The organism is Haemophilus pittmaniae (assembly GCF_900186995.1).
In the GTDB taxonomy this organism is placed as follows: Bacteria; Pseudomonadota; Gammaproteobacteria; order Enterobacterales; family Pasteurellaceae; genus Haemophilus_D; species Haemophilus_D pittmaniae.
This window is the reverse complement of sequence record NZ_LT906463.1, coordinates 1107928-1122742: the sequence shown is the minus strand read 5'-3', so window position 1 is coordinate 1122742 and position 14815 is coordinate 1107928. Positions and strand designations below refer to the sequence as shown.

At 42.3% G+C, this 14815-nt stretch carries 17 protein-coding genes and 1 other annotated feature; of the genes, 10 read left to right on the top strand and 7 right to left on the bottom strand.

Annotation, left to right across the window (positions count from 1 at the left end; all coding sequences use genetic code 11):
• The first annotated feature begins 25 nt into the window (after positions 1–25).
• Positions 26–149 (top strand) — a sequence feature (His leader region).
• A gap of 34 nt (positions 150–183) precedes the next feature.
• From hisG to hisIE, 10 genes are all read left to right on the top strand, one after another.
• Positions 184–1083 (top strand): ATP phosphoribosyltransferase, encoded by a 900-nt coding sequence (gene hisG, locus CKV74_RS05585; protein ID WP_095176849.1) that lies wholly within the window; start codon positions 184–186, stop codon positions 1081–1083.
• 54 nt (positions 1084–1137) lie between these two features.
• Positions 1138–2451 carry a histidinol dehydrogenase gene (gene hisD / locus CKV74_RS05580; RefSeq protein WP_007242936.1) on the top strand — a complete coding sequence of 438 codons (1314 nt, stop codon included), beginning with the start codon at positions 1138–1140 and terminating at the stop codon, positions 2449–2451.
• 10 nt (positions 2452–2461) lie between these two features.
• Positions 2462–3637 (top strand): hypothetical protein, encoded by a 1176-nt coding sequence (locus CKV74_RS05575; RefSeq protein ID WP_007242817.1) that lies wholly within the window; start codon positions 2462–2464, stop codon positions 3635–3637.
• Between the two features lie 11 nt (positions 3638–3648).
• Positions 3649–4707: a histidinol-phosphate transaminase gene (hisC, locus tag CKV74_RS05570; protein ID WP_007243083.1), complete on the top strand. Its 1059-nt coding sequence runs from the start codon at positions 3649–3651 to the stop codon at positions 4705–4707.
• 60 nt (positions 4708–4767) lie between these two features.
• Positions 4768–5856, top strand: a complete 1089-nt coding sequence (gene hisB, locus CKV74_RS05565) for a bifunctional histidinol-phosphatase/imidazoleglycerol-phosphate dehydratase HisB (protein ID WP_007242868.1) — start codon at positions 4768–4770, stop codon at positions 5854–5856.
• Positions 5857–5945: 89 nt separating this feature from the next.
• Positions 5946–7061, top strand: coding sequence for a hypothetical protein (locus CKV74_RS10605; RefSeq protein WP_231897290.1), 1116 nt, complete (start codon positions 5946–5948; stop codon positions 7059–7061).
• On the top strand, positions 7062–7676 hold the full coding sequence (gene hisH / locus CKV74_RS05555) for an imidazole glycerol phosphate synthase subunit HisH (RefSeq protein WP_007242818.1): 615 nt from the start codon (positions 7062–7064) through the stop codon (positions 7674–7676).
• Positions 7677–7824: 148 nt separating this feature from the next.
• On the top strand, positions 7825–8574 hold the full coding sequence (gene hisA, locus CKV74_RS05550) for a 1-(5-phosphoribosyl)-5-[(5-phosphoribosylamino)methylideneamino]imidazole-4-carboxamide isomerase (RefSeq protein WP_095176848.1): 750 nt from the start codon (positions 7825–7827) through the stop codon (positions 8572–8574).
• On the top strand, positions 8556–9329 hold the full coding sequence (gene hisF / locus CKV74_RS05545; RefSeq protein ID WP_007243059.1) for an imidazole glycerol phosphate synthase subunit HisF: 774 nt from the start codon (positions 8556–8558) through the stop codon (positions 9327–9329). Before hisA ends, hisF begins: the two co-directional genes overlap by 19 nt.
• 8 nt (positions 9330–9337) lie before the next feature.
• Entirely contained in the window at positions 9338–9985 is a 648-nt protein-coding gene (hisIE, locus tag CKV74_RS05540) for a bifunctional phosphoribosyl-AMP cyclohydrolase/phosphoribosyl-ATP diphosphatase HisIE (RefSeq protein WP_007242953.1), read from the top strand.
• Positions 9986–10119: 134 nt separating this feature from the next.
• Here hisIE and murA read toward each other — a convergent pair whose 3' ends face one another.
• The 7 genes from murA to mlaF are packed head-to-tail and all read right to left on the bottom strand — an operon-like array spanning position 10120 to position 14781.
• Entirely contained in the window at positions 10120–11394 is a 1275-nt protein-coding gene (gene murA / locus CKV74_RS05535) for a UDP-N-acetylglucosamine 1-carboxyvinyltransferase (RefSeq protein ID WP_007242927.1), read from the bottom strand.
• Between the two features lie 17 nt (positions 11395–11411).
• Entirely contained in the window at positions 11412–11672 is a 261-nt protein-coding gene (locus CKV74_RS05530) for a BolA family protein (RefSeq protein ID WP_095176847.1), read from the bottom strand.
• Positions 11673–11685: 13 nt separating this feature from the next.
• Complete coding sequence (locus CKV74_RS05525) at positions 11686–12009, bottom strand: STAS domain-containing protein (protein ID WP_007243053.1); 324 nt, start codon at positions 12007–12009, stop codon at positions 11686–11688.
• Positions 12009–12653 carry a phospholipid-binding protein MlaC gene (gene mlaC, locus CKV74_RS05520; protein ID WP_007242969.1) on the bottom strand — a complete coding sequence of 215 codons (645 nt, stop codon included), beginning with the start codon at positions 12651–12653 and terminating at the stop codon, positions 12009–12011. Before mlaC ends, CKV74_RS05525 begins: the two co-directional genes overlap by 1 nt.
• Positions 12654–12684: 31 nt before the next feature.
• Positions 12685–13194, bottom strand: a complete 510-nt coding sequence (mlaD, locus tag CKV74_RS05515; RefSeq protein WP_007242903.1) for an outer membrane lipid asymmetry maintenance protein MlaD — start codon at positions 13192–13194, stop codon at positions 12685–12687.
• A gap of 10 nt (positions 13195–13204) precedes the next feature.
• Positions 13205–13990, bottom strand: a complete 786-nt coding sequence (gene mlaE / locus CKV74_RS05510; RefSeq protein WP_095176846.1) for a lipid asymmetry maintenance ABC transporter permease subunit MlaE — start codon at positions 13988–13990, stop codon at positions 13205–13207.
• Positions 13987–14781 (bottom strand): phospholipid ABC transporter ATP-binding protein MlaF, encoded by a 795-nt coding sequence (gene mlaF / locus CKV74_RS05505; RefSeq protein ID WP_007243048.1) that lies wholly within the window; start codon positions 14779–14781, stop codon positions 13987–13989. Before mlaF ends, mlaE begins: the two co-directional genes overlap by 4 nt.
• Positions 14782–14815 lie beyond the last annotated feature (34 nt).

Below are 14815 nucleotides of genomic sequence, written 5' to 3'. Positions count from 1 at the left end.
AAATGATTTTTTTAGGTAACCGTCGCTATCATCACCACCACTTGAATTCACATTCAAGCGTTTGGTGCTACCTGAAAAACAGATAAGAGTCGCTGAGAAAAAAATCTCGTAAAGCCCTCGAAGGTTCGCACCTTCGAGGGCTTTTTCTATTTCACATCAATAATTTTTACAGAGGATATTTATATGCAAACACAAAACCGACTCAAAATCGCCTTACAGAAAAAAGGCCGTTTAAGCCAAGATTGCGCAGCCCTACTCAAACAATGCGGGATAAAAATCAATTGGAATGAACAACGACTTATCGCCTATTCGGAAAACCTACCGATTGAAATCCTGCGTGTGCGTGATGACGATATCCCTGGGTTGATTTTTGACGGAGTCGTAGACTTAGGTATCATCGGTGAAAATGTCTTGGAAGAAGAAGAGCTTGGTCGCTTGGCAGCTGGCGAAACCATCGCCTACAAAAAACTACGCCAATTAGACTTCGGAGGCTGTCGCCTTTCCCTCGCCATTGACCGTGACCAAACTTACAACGGCGTACAAACCCTTGCTAATCAACGCATCGCCACTTCCTATCCACACCTTTTACGCCGCTATATGCAACAACAAGGCGTTCCTTTTAAAAATTGTTTACTGAATGGCTCGGTAGAAGTTGCCCCAAGTGCCGGACTAGCCGCGGCAATTTGCGATTTAGTCTCGTCTGGCGCAACCTTAGAAGCCAACGGTTTAAAAGAAGTCGAAGTGATTTATCGTTCTAAAGCCTGCTTAATTCAACGTGCCGAACCACTTGATGCAGAAAAACAAGCACTAGTTGACCGCTTGCTAACCCGCATCCAAGGTGTGCAACAAGCCTCTGAATCCAAATACATTATGCTGCATGCACCAAAGGATAAACTGACACAAATTACAGCGCTACTCCCTGGAGTTGAAAATCCAACCATTTTGCCATTAGCGAGTGATAGCACGAAAGTTGCGATGCACGTTGTCAGCCAAGAAAATCTGTTCTGGGAAACCATGGAGCAACTAAAAGCCATCGGAGCTAGTTCAATTTTGGTGTTACCAATAGAGAAGATGATGGAATAACCCAATCTTGCTTCCATTTACGGGAAAGGAAAATTAAATAAGAGGAAATAGGCAATGCAAACTTTAATCTGGAATAACTTAACTCAAGAAGAAAAACGCCAAGCGCTTGCCCGTCCGGCACAAAAAGTTGGTGAAAGCATTAAACAGGCGGTGGATGCCATTCGTGAAAACGTTACGCAAAACGGCGATAACGCATTGTTTGAATTGTGCGAAAAATTCGACAAAGTAAAACTGACAAGCCTTGTTGTCTCTCCTGAGGAAATTGCCGCAGCTAGCGCTCGAATTTCCCCAGCGCTCGCGCAAGCGATTCAACTGGCAAAAGCCAATATTGAAGCCTTCCACAAGGCACAACAAAATCAAGAAATCGACATCGAAACCCTAGCCGGCGTGCGCTGCCAAGTCGTTACCCGTCCGATTTCCCGCGTGGGACTATACATTCCGGGCGGTTCAGCACCATTATTCTCGACTGTTTTGATGTTAGCGATTCCGGCAAAAATTGCCGGCTGTAAAAAAATTGTGTTGTGCTCCCCACCACCAATTGCCGATGAAATTCTTTACACCGCACAACTATGTGGCGTGGAAACCATTTATGCGGTGGGCGGTGCACAAGCCATTTTTGCCATGGCACAAGGCACCGAAACAGTGGCTAAGGTCGATAAAATTTTTGGCCCGGGTAATGCCTTTGTGACTGAGGCCAAACGCCAAGTGGTGCAAAATGGTACTGCTATTGATATGCCAGCTGGGCCATCGGAAGTATTAGTTATTGCTGATGAAACGGCAGATCCAGAATTTGTCGCCAGCGATCTGCTTTCCCAAGCCGAACATGGCGCTGACAGCCAAGTGATCTTAGTCACCACCAATGCGCAATTAGCTGCGCAAACCAAACAGGCTATTACCCGCCAACTAGCGCGTTTACCACGTGCTGAAACCGCCAGCAAAGCCCTTGGGCACAGCCGTATTTTTATTGCCGAAAGCTTGGCGCAAGCCGTAGCAATCAGCAATGAATACGCACCGGAACACTTAATCGTACAAACCCAAAACGCCCGCGCACTCTTGCCCGAATTGGATAATGCCGGTTCGATCTTCTTAGGGGCGTTCAGCCCGGAAAGCATGGGCGATTACGCCAGCGGTACCAACCACGTATTGCCGACCTATGGCTATACCAAAACCTACTCTAGTCTTGGTTTAGCAGATTTCAGCAAACGGATGACCGTGCAGGAACTCACCCCACAAGGTTTCAAAGACTTAGCCGAAACCGTGGAATTGATGGCACAAGCAGAGCAGCTGGATGCGCACAAAATGGCAGTATCGATTCGTTTGGCGAATATTATTCAATATGAGAAAGTTCCTTCTAAAATAGATAGTTGAGGTTGTCTATATGATTATAAATTTTCCTATTAAATGTGATGTCTGTGAAACTATCGCATTAATTAAAGTTGGGATTGGATATCAGCTGACCCATAATCAAAAATGGGAATGTAAAGAATGTAGCACTATAAATGAATTTAGTTTTGATGCTATTGGAGGGAATTGTAATGAATTACCAAGGAATGAAAATTTCCGCTTTGTTAATTGTCAACTTATTGATAAAGATTTTACGGAAATAAATGTTTCTTATTCTTTATTTTTTGATGTGGATTTTATAGCACCAAAGTGTATAAATGAGCCATTTTCACCAGAAGCACTTTTATCTAGATTATCAAGAATTCATCAAGAATTTAATGGTAAAAATTACCTTGAGATTGAACCTTTAAGACGAAAAACACTAGAGATATCATTCCATTTGTTCAAGTTGTTCTTGTTAAATAAATATGATGTTTTAGATAAAATAGCTCAGAAAAATAAGAATAGTATTGCATATAAGAGAAACAAGGAACCATTACATTATGTATTTGATTATTTGAGTTTGCAATCTGCTAATATTGGAAATGCTCTTTATGATATTCTTTCTAGAGAGTGGAATACTATTCCTGAAGTTGAGAAAGATAAATTAAAGGTTTTTAGTAAAATCAATTCTCTGTCAATGAATAAGAAATTAATACCTGTGTTTGATAACTATATATCAAATTTGGATTTATTTTGGAGTGTTTTTAGAAGAGAAAGACAAGGTCTAGATTTGGTTGATGAAAATCAATTGGTTTTTAGTTTTTCCAGTGTGAAAAATGTCTATGCGGATTGTTACGAGATATTATCAGATTACTTATTTATTATTGCAGGTATTAACAATTATAAAGAGCGTGGTGATGTGTCAAAGTTTGAAAGAATTAACGGATTGAATGATTATCAAAAGTTAGATAATGGCAGTAAACTAAATCCTTTTAAAAACAGTAAGGTTTTTGGTTTTTTTACAGGCATATATATAAATAAAATTAGAAACTCATGTAATCATAATGATGTCGAAATTGATGTGGTAAATAATGTTATCCTTTTTAAGGATGAAAATTATTGCGAGTCTTTAACTATACAAGAGTATTTGCTTCTTTGTCATAAAATAATATCTGTGCTTTCTAGCTTAATTTTATTTAATGAATTATGTATTTTGGATAAAAATTAAAGGATCTTATTATGTTAGTATCACAACTTTCTCGACAAAACGTGCAAGCGCTTACGCCCTATCAATCCGCCCGCAAACTCGGCGGCAACGGTACGATTTGGCTCAATGCAAACGAATCACCGCTTTCACCGAATTTTCAACTTTCCGGTAAAGACTTAAACCGCTATCCAGAGCCTCAGCCACAGGCAGTGGTTGAAGGCTATGCTGCCTATGCCGGAGTCAACGCCGAGAACGTTTTAGTCACCCGTGGCGGCGATGAAGGCATTGAACTGATTATTCGCGCCTTTTGTGAACCTGCACAGGACGCCATTTTATTCTGCCCACCCACCTACGGCATGTATGCAGTCAGCGCCGAAACCGCCAATGTTACCTGCAAAACTGTGCCACTTGATGCCGATTTTCAGCTCAACTTGGAAGCCATTGAAGCGCAATTAGATGGCGTGAAAGCGGTATTTGTTTGTAGCCCGAACAATCCGACCGGAAATCTGCTCAAGCGGTCTGATTTAATCAAATTATTGCAAATGACCGCCGGCAAGGCGATTGTGGTGGTTGATGAAGCCTATATTGAATTTTGTCCTGAAGCGAGCTTCGCCAACGAACTGCAAAACTACCCGAATTTAGCCATCATCCGCACCCTTTCTAAGGCCTTTGCCTTGGCCGGATTACGTTGTGGTTTTGTCTTGGCTAATGCGGAATTGATTCAAATTCTGAGCAAGGTGATTGCGCCTTATCCAATTCCTGTTCCAAGCGCGGATATTGCCGCCCAAGCGCTTACCAATGCAAATCTAACCGTGGTTAAGGAACGCGTGCAAACCACTCTGGATAATCGTCAATGGCTTGCCGACCAGCTAGCTGCATTACCGCAAGTAGAACAAGTCTTCCCAAGTGAAGCCAATTATTTGCTATTTAAATGCCAAGATGGCGAAAAAGTATTTAAAGCCTTGTGGGATTTGGGAATTATTCTGCGCGACCAAAATAAAGCGTTAAATTTACAAGACTGCATTCGTATCACCGTTGGCACAAAAGAAGAATGTGAACGAGTGGTTGAAGCCATCAAACAAATCAACTAATACATGGCTCCCGCTGCCGGCGGGGAAGCCCAAGATAGCAAATAAACAGGAGAACAGCCCATGCAACCTATTCTTTTCATTGATCGCGACGGTACCTTGATTGATGAGCCGAAAACTGATTTTCAAATTGATAGCCTTGAAAAACTTAAATTCGAGCCGAACGTCATTCCGGCAATGCTGAAACTGAAAGAAAAATACCGTTTTGTGATGGTCTCAAACCAAGATGGCTTGGGAACGGACTCTTTTCCACAAGCAGATTTTGATAAACCACATAATGCGATGATGGCGTTATTCAAATCACAGGGGATTGAGTTTGATGATGTGCTGATTTGCCCACACAAACCGGAAGATCATTGCCAATGCCGCAAACCGCAAACCAAGCTGCTTAAAAAATATATTGAGAAGAAATTATTCGATCCTGCGCGTTCTTTTGTCATTGGCGATCGGGCAACCGATGTGCAATTAGCCGAAAATTTAGGCATTCGCGCCATTCAATACCATCCGCAACAAATGCCTTGGGAATTGATTGCTGAAAAATTATTGGGCGAAGCGGTAAGTAACATCGGCAACCGTCCACCTCGTTTTGCTGAAGTGGTGCGTAAAACCAAAGAAACCGATATTAAAGTGCAAGTATGGCTGGATGAAACTGGGGTTAACGATATCAAAACCGGCGTTGGTTTCTTCGACCATATGCTTGACCAAATCGCCACTCACGGTGGATTCCGCATGAACGTACAATGCAACGGCGATTTGTGGATCGATGAACATCACACCGTGGAAGATACCGCCCTAGCCCTCGGTCAAGCATTAAAACAAGCCCTTGGCGACAAACGCGGCATCGCCCGCTTTGGCTTTGTGCTCCCGATGGATGAATGCCGCGCCGAATGTGCCTTAGATTTATCCGGTCGCCCGTGGATCAAATTCTCTGCCCGCTTCAAACGCGATAAAGTCGGCGATTTCAGCACCGAACTCACCGAGCATTTTTTCCAATCTCTGGCATTCTCGCTGCTCGCTACGCTCCACCTCAAAGCCACCGGCGACAACGACCACCACAAAATTGAAAGCCTGTTTAAGGTGTTTGGACGTACGTTGAGACAGGCGGTGAGGATTGAGGGGAATGAATTGCCGAGTAGTAAGGGCATATTATAATAGCAGTTGCCGTGAACTGTTGCTGAGTTTGTCGTTAGTTCACGGAGATATTTTATGTAATAAAATTAATTTTTATATAAGGCTGGATTATGCTAACCGATATAACAAGAAGACAGATTGACTTAACCTATCAAAGATTACAGGAACTTAATAAATCACTATCTGAGCAAGATAGAAAAAATAATAAGAAATTAAAGTTTTGTTTATCTATCTTAGAAAATATAAAAGAAAATTTAGATAAATGGATTAATAATTGTCCGTTTAGTACAGACAAGGTTATAAGTCATATATCTGAAGAAAATATTAGTCCTGATGGTATTTCTAATGCATTATATTTAGCCTGCGGTAGATTTTTAAGAGAATATATTCTAACAGAGGAAAGAGCAGGAAAAAGTGATCGTTTACTTAATGAAATTTGGTATCGTTTTAAGAATGAGGCTAAGGAATTTATTAGTGAAGATAATTATCCTCATAGGCTGAACAATTTAATTACTGGTGGATTCGATATAGATGTGATAAATAACTATCTTGGACATATATTTCCCCAAGCATTTTCAAATTATGAGGATAAAGTTAAAGAAGCTGAAGAAAAATTAAATAATATTGATGGTAAGATAAAATTAGAAACGGAAAATTTAAAAAGTCTTTTATTTGAAAAAGAAGAAAAAGTAAAAACTTTGGCAAGTAAATTAGAGGAGCAAAAAATTGGTTTTAACTTTGTTGGCTTATCTAAAGGATTTGAAAATCTATTATCTAAAAAAAGAATATCAAAATGGACTTCTTTTTCTATTATGACTATATTTTGCATTCTTTTAATCACAGTACCAATAGTTTTTATTGGTGGACGATTCCTAAATTGGCTCTCTGAATATAATATCAATTGGAATGATATTGGTTGGGAGCATACCCTGCCTATATTTGGATTGGAATTTGTATTGATTTATTTTTTTAGAGTTGTGTTAACTCATTATAATTCAATTCAAACTCAAATAATGCAAATTGAATTACGTCAATCGCTTTGCCAGTTTATTCAAAGTTATGGTGATTATGCAAAAGAGATAAAAGAAAAAGATGGTGCTTCACTAGAAAAATTTGAAAATTTAATTTTCAGTAGCATTCTTTCAACACCTGATAAAGTACCAAGCACTTTTGATGGGCTAGAACAATTATCCAATTTAATAAAAAATCTAAAATCAGGAAACTAAATGACTAACATCACCATCATCGACACCAAATGCGCTAACCTCTCCTCCGTCAAATTTGCTTTTGAACGATTAGGGTATAACGCGGAGATCACCAATGATCTCAATAAAATTAAATCCGCCGATAAATTAATTTTACCCGGTGTAGGAACCGCTAAGGCAGCAATGTTGAATTTGCAACACTTAGGGTTGATTGAAGTAATCCAAAATCTCACACAGCCTGTGCTAGGCATTTGCTTAGGCATGCAACTAATGACGGAATTCTCTACCGAAGGCAATGTCTCCACCCTTGGTTTAATGAGTGGGCAAACCGAACTGATTCCGGATACCGGCTTGCCATTGCCACATATGGGCTGGAATCGCATGCATTTTGATGAAAATTGCCCGCTATTTGATGGCATTGCGCAGGACAGCCATTTCTATTTTGTGCATAGCTATGCGGTATTGCCTAATGAAAATACCATTGCGACTAGCCAATATGGTGTGGATTTCTCCGCCGCTATCGCTCGCGATAACTTCTACGGCGTGCAATTCCATCCTGAGCGTTCAGGCGAAAATGGTGCGTTACTGTTGAAAAATTTTGTGGAGAAAGTGAAAGAGACTACAGAGCTAAAATAACGCACGCCCCCCTCTTTAGAAAAGAGGGGCAGGGGGAGATTTGATTAGGATGTCTAATCTCTCACGAGGTTGAAAATGACTTCTGCTAAATCTCCCCTAACCCCTCTTTACTAAAGAGGGGAACTGATTACATTACACAGGAAAACCTATGCAAACATCACAAATCATTCCCGCCCTTGACTTAATTGATGGTCAAGTTGTACGGCTACACCAAGGCGACTACGCCAAACAAACCACTTATTGCGGCGATCCTATTGCGCAATTTGCCAATTACGTTCGCCAAGGGGCACAGCAATTACACCTAGTAGATTTAACCGGAGCAAAAAACCCACATGCCCGCCAAACTGCGTTAATTCGCCAAATCATTGCTGCAACACCTTGCCCTGTGCAAGTCGGTGGTGGGATTCGTCGCGAACAAGATGTTGCCGATTTATTGGCGGCAGGCGCAAACCGCGTGGTGATCGGTTCAACAGCGATTAAAGAACGCGCCACCGTAAAACAATGGTTTGCTCAATATGGCGCGGAGAAATTCGTGTTGGCATTGGACATCAACATCAATGCAAGCGGTCAAAAAATCGTGGCAATCAGCGGCTGGCAAGAAGCTAGCGGTGTGTTGTTGGAAGAGGTAATCGAAGACTATCAAAGTGTCGGCTTACGCCATGTGTTATGCACCGACATTTCACGCGATGGCACCTTGGCAGGTTCAAACGTCGATTTATATCGTGAAATCTGCGCGCAATATCCCGATATTCAATTCCAATCATCGGGCGGCATTGGTAGCCTGGCAGATATTGAGGCACTTAAAAATACCGGCGTGGCAGGTGTTATTGTCGGGCGTGCCTTATTGGAAGGAAAATTTAATGTAGCGGAGGCAATCGAATGTTGGCAAAACGGATAATTCCTTGTTTAGACGTGCGTGATGGGCAAGTCGTTAAGGGCGTGCAATTCCGCAATCACGAAATTATTGGCGATATTGTCCCATTGGCACAACGCTATGCTGCCGAAGGTGCCGATGAACTGGTATTTTATGATATTACCGCTTCATCGGATGGTCGCACCGTGGATAAAAGCTGGGTGCAACGGGTAGCGCAGGTAATCGACATTCCTTTCTGCGTAGCCGGCGGGATTAAATCTGTCGCCGATGCCGAGCAGTTATTTGCTTTTGGCGCGGATAAAATCTCGATCAACTCTCCTGCGTTAGCTAATCCCGATTTGATTAACCAACTTTCCGAACGCTTTGGCGTGCAGGCGGTAGTGGTCGGCATCGATAGCTGGTTTGAGCAATCAACCGGTAAATATTGGGTCAACCAATATACCGGTGATGAAAGCCGTACCCGCCAAACCCATTGGCAGTTACTTGATTGGGTGCAAGAAGTACAAAGCCGTGGTGCGGGTGAAATCGTGCTCAATATGATGAACCAAGATGGCGTACGCCAAGGCTATGATCTCGCCCAGCTAAAAATGGTACGCCAAGTATGCCGTGTACCGCTTATTGCCTCAGGCGGTGCAGGAGAAATGGTGCATTTTCGCGATGCCTTTATTGAAGCCAATGTAGACGGCGCATTAGCCGCAAGCGTGTTCCACAAGCAGATTATTCAGATTGGAGAACTCAAACGCTATTTGCGTCAACACAATATTGAAATCAGAGAGTAAGGAAAATGATGCTTAATACTAGCCTTATCAACTGGCAAAAAGTCGATGGTTTACTGCCTGTCATTGTCCAACATGCCCAAACCGGTCAGGTGTTGATGTTGGGATATATGAATGACGAAGCCTTAGCCAAAACCATTAATGAAGGCAAAGTGACCTTCTATTCACGTACCAAGCAACGCCTCTGGACAAAAGGGGAAACCTCGGGGCATTTTTTAAATATCGTGGATATGAGCTTGGACTGCGACAATGACACCTTGTTAATTTTAGCCAACCCTATCGGCGCGACCTGCCATACCGGAGAAGACAGCTGCTTTCATCAATTTACCCAACAAGCCTCCAGCCATTGGACATGGTTCGCCCAACTGGAGCAGCAATTAGCAGAAAAGAAAAACGCTGATCCGGCTAGCTCTTACACCGCAACGCTGCACAGTAAAGGCATTAAGAAAATAGCCCAAAAAGTAGGGGAAGAAGCGGTAGAAACGGCGCTAGCTGCCGTTTCGCAAGATAAACCGGAAACCCTTAGTGAAGCGGCTGATTTGGTTTATCACTTAACCGTGTTATTGCACCATCAAGGACTAACATGGGCGAATGTGATTGCAAAATTACAAGAACGCCATCAGGGAATTGGCCTGCACCCAGAGGGTTCGAATAAATAAACGCCCCCTAGAAAATCAAAGCTTTCACGAAAAAACAAGTGTAAGTCATTGATTTTATTATATTTAGTTTTAAAACCTGATTTTACAAAGCAGAAAGGCGGGATTTCTCCCGCCTTCACTTATTTAAGCAGCCCTTAGGCTTCTTTACTGTCAGAAAAACGCTCAATACGTGCACCTAAAGCACGCAATTTCTCTTCCACATGTTCATAACCACGATCGATATGATAAATACGATCAACGATCGTTTCACCATTAGCAATACAACCGGCCAACACTAAGCTAATTGAAGCACGTAAATCGGTTGCCATTACTTCAGCTCCGGACAAGGTAGCTACGCCATGACAAACTGCGGTATTCCCTTCGATTTCCGCTTTACCGCCCATCCGAATCAATTCCGGAATATGCATAAAACGGTTTTCAAAAATAGTCTCGGTAATGATGCTGGTACCTTCTGCGACCATATTTAACAAGGTAAATTGTGCCTGCATATCGGTTGGAAAACCCGGATGTGGCGCAGTACGAATATTTACTGCTTTCGGACGATTACCAAACATATCCAAGGTAATGGTGTCTTCGGTAACATCCACTTGAGCACCTGCTTCACGTAATTTATCAATCACCACATCCAAGGTATCGGCTTTGGTGTTTTTACATACCACACGCCCACCTGAAATGGCTCCTGCAATCAAGAAAGTACCGGTTTCAATACGATCCGGAACAATGCTATGTTCACAACCAGTCAAACGCTCCACTCCTTCGATGGTGATATGATCGGTACCGGCTCCGCTGATACGGGCGCCCATTTTATTGAGGAAATCAGCTGTATCGACAATTTCCGGTTCACGAGCGGCATTTTCAATAACCGTGGTACCTTTAGCTAAGGTCGCAGCCATCATAATGGAAAGCGTTGCACCCACGCTGACTTTTTCCATCACAATACGTGTGCCCACTAGACGATGAGCCACTAGCGCTTTCACGTAGCCTTCTTCTAAGACGATCTCCGCCCCTAAACGCTCTAAACCACTAATGTGCAAATCAACCGGACGAGCACCAATAGAGCAACCACCAGGCAAAGAAACCTGACCTTGATTAAAACGTGCGACTAACGGCGCTAATGCCCAAATGGAGGCTCGCATAGTTTTTACTAAGTCATAAGGGGCAACGAAATGATCAATTTTAGAAGCATCAAGTAATACAGCACCAGTTCCATCACGTTCCGCTACTACGCCTAATTGACGAAGAATTTTGAGGGTTGTTTCAATGTCTTTTAACTCAGGAACATTGGTCAATTTTACCGGTTCGGTGGCTAAAATGGCCGCAAATAAAATCGGTAATGCGGCATTTTTAGCCCCGGAGATCGTGACGGTACCGCTAAGGCGGGATTGACCGTAAACGCGAAATTTTTCCATAGTAAAATCCTTATTATTTATTTAGCAGTTTGATGTAATAGACGATCCATTTTCCATTTTTCCTTGCTAAAGGTTTTAATGGTTAACGCATGGATCTCACCGGTTTGGAAATAAGACATCAAAGGCGCATAAATAGTTTGTTGCTGTTTTAGTTTGGATAGTGCTGCGATTTCATCACTCACCACGATCACGCCGAAATGGGCGTTTTCACCTTGAGCATAAACTTCATCTGGGTTTAGGGTTTCTTTTAAAATTCGTTCGATTTCATGCAGTTCCATAAAAGGTTCCGTATTAATTGTCGGTAAACGCGGCAATAAAGTGAGTTAAATTCACTAAATCCGCAAGAGTTAATAATTGTTGAGGCGGGTTCAGCAAACGGACTTCGGCATAACGTGCCGAGCCATCGTGCAGAAAATCACATAACAAGGCAAAACCGGCAGAATCTAAACGCTCGACATCGGCTAAATCGATCTCTAAACGCTGACCTTCCGTCTTAAACAAAAAATCACGTTGCTGCCAAAGCGGTAGCAACGTGTTGCGGGATAGCTCCCCCGTTAAACGGAGGGCTATCTTATCATCATTTCGGGTTAAATCCCAATTTAGCGGCTGTGTCATTATTTGCTCAAGGTTACCGGTATAGCGGCAGATTTTTGGATTTGAGCAGTTAAAGCATCGATCCCTTGTTGACGTAGAATGCCACTCCACTCGTTTTGTTTGGTTACGACCATGCTGACACCTTCTGCCACCATATCATAAGCCTGCCATTCGCCTGTTTTACTATTTTTACGCCATTTAAAATCCAATTTGACCGGTGGTTTACCACCACTTTGGAGTAAATTAACGCGAATGCTGATCAGATTTTTATCGCCAACATCTTTAGCCGGCTCAATTTGAACCTGTTGATCCGTATAAGCGGTTAACACTTGGGCATAGGCTTGTTCGATAAAATCACCGAAAGCTTTAAAGAATTTTTCCCGTTGTTCCGGAGTCGTAGATTTGAAATAAGAACCCAACACTAAGGAACCAGCATAGTTCACCTGCACATAAGGCAGTAAATCATTACGTACGATAGTACGCAGATAGTTCGGATCCTGTTTAATTTTTGCCTGATTAGCTTTAATGTCGGCAAACAATTTATCTGATGCCTGCTGCATTAAGGTATAAGGATTGTTTTCGGCACGCACGGTTTGGCTAACCAATAAAGTGCTTAATGCCAATAAAATCACACTGAAATATTTTTTGATATGAAGCAATTTCATCATAAATCTCCTAAATAAATAAAGTTAAGCCTTATTTAGCGGCAGGCTCAGCCGCTTTTTCGTCACTTCCCTCGGATTTTTTATCACCATAGAGGAATTGACCGATTAAATCTTCCAAGACCATTGCGGATTTGGTGTCTTGAATTTGGCTGCCATTTTTTAACATGGCGGTTTCACCATCATCAAACCCCATACTCAAAGCAATATATTGCTCTCCTAATAATCCAGAGGTTTTAATAGATAACGAGCTATTTTCCGGAATTTCGTTATATTCTTCGTTAATCGCAATAGTCACCTGCGGTAAATAAGTTTTTTCATCTAAGCTAATATTACTCACTCTCCCGATAACTACACCCCCCACCTTGAGTGGAGCGCGAACTTTTAGTCCGCCGATATTATCAAAAGTTGCAGTCACACTATAGGATTTTGTTTCTCCAAATCCCTGAACATTGGCAACCCGTAGTCCTAAAAAGACTAACGCTGCAATCCCTAATAACATAAACAGGCCGACCCAAAATTCATACTTGATTGTTTGTCGCATAATATCCCCTTTACCCCGCACCAAACATAATTGCGGTTAAAATAAAATCCAAACCCAATACCACTAAAGATGCGTGTACAACGGTTCGAGTCGTAGCCTGACTAATTCCTTCTGAGGTAGGAATACAGTCATAGCCGTTAAATAAAGCAATCCAGACAACTGCTATGGCAAAAAATACACTTTTAATAAATCCATTTAAAATGTCATAGCTCCAGCTAACGGAATTTTGCATCACTGACCAGAAACTACCGGCATCCACACCTTTCCAATCTACGCCAACGAGCGCACCGCCCCAAATACCAATGGCGGTAAACAGAATGGCAAGAATCGGCATAGCAATCACGCCCGCCCAAAAACGAGGTGCAATCACTCGACGTAATGGATCCACTGCCATCATTTCTAGACTGGAAAGCTGCTCTGTCGCTTTCATTAAACCAATTTCAGCGGTTAATGCTGAGCCGGCTCGACCAGCAAATAAAAGAGCGGTAACGACCGGACCTAACTCCCGTAATAGGGAAAGGGCCACAAGTTGTCCAAGGCTGGTTTCCGCTGAAAAATCTACCAATACCACATAGCCCTGTAAGCCCAACACCATCCCGATAAATAAGCCTGACAGCAGAATAATTAATAATGACTGCACACCTAATACGTGTAATTGCTTCACGAGTAGCGGAAAATGTTTACCTACTTGCGGTTTTCCGACTAGCGCACCGAATAGCATAAAACCGGCACGCCCTAACGCACGGAAAAAATTAATCGTCGTGCGGCCAAGTGAAGAAATCATATCAACGATCATTTAAATAATTCCTCCACATAATCTTTTGCCGGGTAATGGAATTTTACCGGCCCGTCCGCTTCGCCTTTTAAGAACTGTAGCACTTGCGGATCTTGACTTGCCAGCAATTGCTCAGATGTGCCTTCGGCAATCACATGTTTATCCGCGATAATATAAGCATAATCTGCAATACTTAAGACTTCCTGCACATCGTGAGAAACCACGATAGAAGTCAAATTCAGTGCTTCATTCAAGCGTTTAATTAGGCTAACGATCACGCCCATACTAATTGGATCTTGCCCGGTAAAAGGTTCATCAAACATAATCAAATCTGGATCTAACGCAATCGCACGTGCCAATGCTGCACGGCGTGCCATTCCACCGGATAGCTCAGCCGGCATTAATTCAGCCGCACCACGCAAACCAACAGCTTCTAATTTCATTAATACAATTTGACGAATCAATTCTTCCGGTAAACGAGTATGCTCGCGGATAGCAAAAGCGACATTATCAAAGGTTGAAATGTCTGTGAACAAGGCTCCCGACTGGAATAGCATCCCCATCCGTTTACGCACTTCGTAAAGCTCACGATGAGAAAGACTGCAAATATCCTGTCCGTCAAATAAAATTTCACCTCGTTCAGGCTGTAACTGTCCGCCAATCAATTTTAACAATGTGGTTTTACCGATCCCTGATGGTCCCATGATTGCAGTAATCTTACCGCGCTGAACCGCCAAATTGAGATCATCATAAATCACACGTTCCCCTCGTTTAAAGGTTAAGTGATTAACTTCGATGAGGTTTTTGCTCATTAAAATCCTATAATTTTTAATAATCGGTCGATTC

Excerpts from the sequence above, each read along its gene's own strand:
- hisG (WP_095176849.1), top strand. The coding sequence starts at position 184 with ATGCAAACACAAAACCGACTCAAAATCGCCTTACAGAAAAAAGGCCGT.
- hisD (WP_007242936.1), top strand. The coding sequence starts at position 1,138 with ATGCAAACTTTAATCTGGAATAACTTAACTCAAGAAGAAAAACGCCAA.
- CKV74_RS05575 (WP_007242817.1), top strand. The coding sequence starts at position 2,462 with ATGATTATAAATTTTCCTATTAAATGTGATGTCTGTGAAACTATCGCA.
- hisC (WP_007243083.1), top strand. The coding sequence starts at position 3,649 with ATGTTAGTATCACAACTTTCTCGACAAAACGTGCAAGCGCTTACGCCC.
- hisB (WP_007242868.1), top strand. The coding sequence starts at position 4,768 with ATGCAACCTATTCTTTTCATTGATCGCGACGGTACCTTGATTGATGAG.
- CKV74_RS10605 (WP_231897290.1), top strand. The coding sequence starts at position 5,946 with ATGCTAACCGATATAACAAGAAGACAGATTGACTTAACCTATCAAAGA.
- hisH (WP_007242818.1), top strand. The coding sequence starts at position 7,062 with ATGACTAACATCACCATCATCGACACCAAATGCGCTAACCTCTCCTCC.
- hisA (WP_095176848.1), top strand. The coding sequence starts at position 7,825 with ATGCAAACATCACAAATCATTCCCGCCCTTGACTTAATTGATGGTCAA.
- hisF (WP_007243059.1), top strand. The coding sequence starts at position 8,556 with ATGTTGGCAAAACGGATAATTCCTTGTTTAGACGTGCGTGATGGGCAA.
- hisIE (WP_007242953.1), top strand. The coding sequence starts at position 9,338 with ATGCTTAATACTAGCCTTATCAACTGGCAAAAAGTCGATGGTTTACTG.
- murA (WP_007242927.1), bottom strand. The coding sequence starts at position 11,394 with ATGGAAAAATTTCGCGTTTACGGTCAATCCCGCCTTAGCGGTACCGTC.
- CKV74_RS05530 (WP_095176847.1), bottom strand. The coding sequence starts at position 11,672 with ATGGAACTGCATGAAATCGAACGAATTTTAAAAGAAACCCTAAACCCA.
- CKV74_RS05525 (WP_007243053.1), bottom strand. The coding sequence starts at position 12,009 with ATGACACAGCCGCTAAATTGGGATTTAACCCGAAATGATGATAAGATA.
- mlaC (WP_007242969.1), bottom strand. The coding sequence starts at position 12,653 with ATGAAATTGCTTCATATCAAAAAATATTTCAGTGTGATTTTATTGGCA.
- mlaD (WP_007242903.1), bottom strand. The coding sequence starts at position 13,194 with ATGCGACAAACAATCAAGTATGAATTTTGGGTCGGCCTGTTTATGTTA.
- mlaE (WP_095176846.1), bottom strand. The coding sequence starts at position 13,990 with ATGATCGTTGATATGATTTCTTCACTTGGCCGCACGACGATTAATTTT.
- mlaF (WP_007243048.1), bottom strand. The coding sequence starts at position 14,781 with ATGAGCAAAAACCTCATCGAAGTTAATCACTTAACCTTTAAACGAGGG.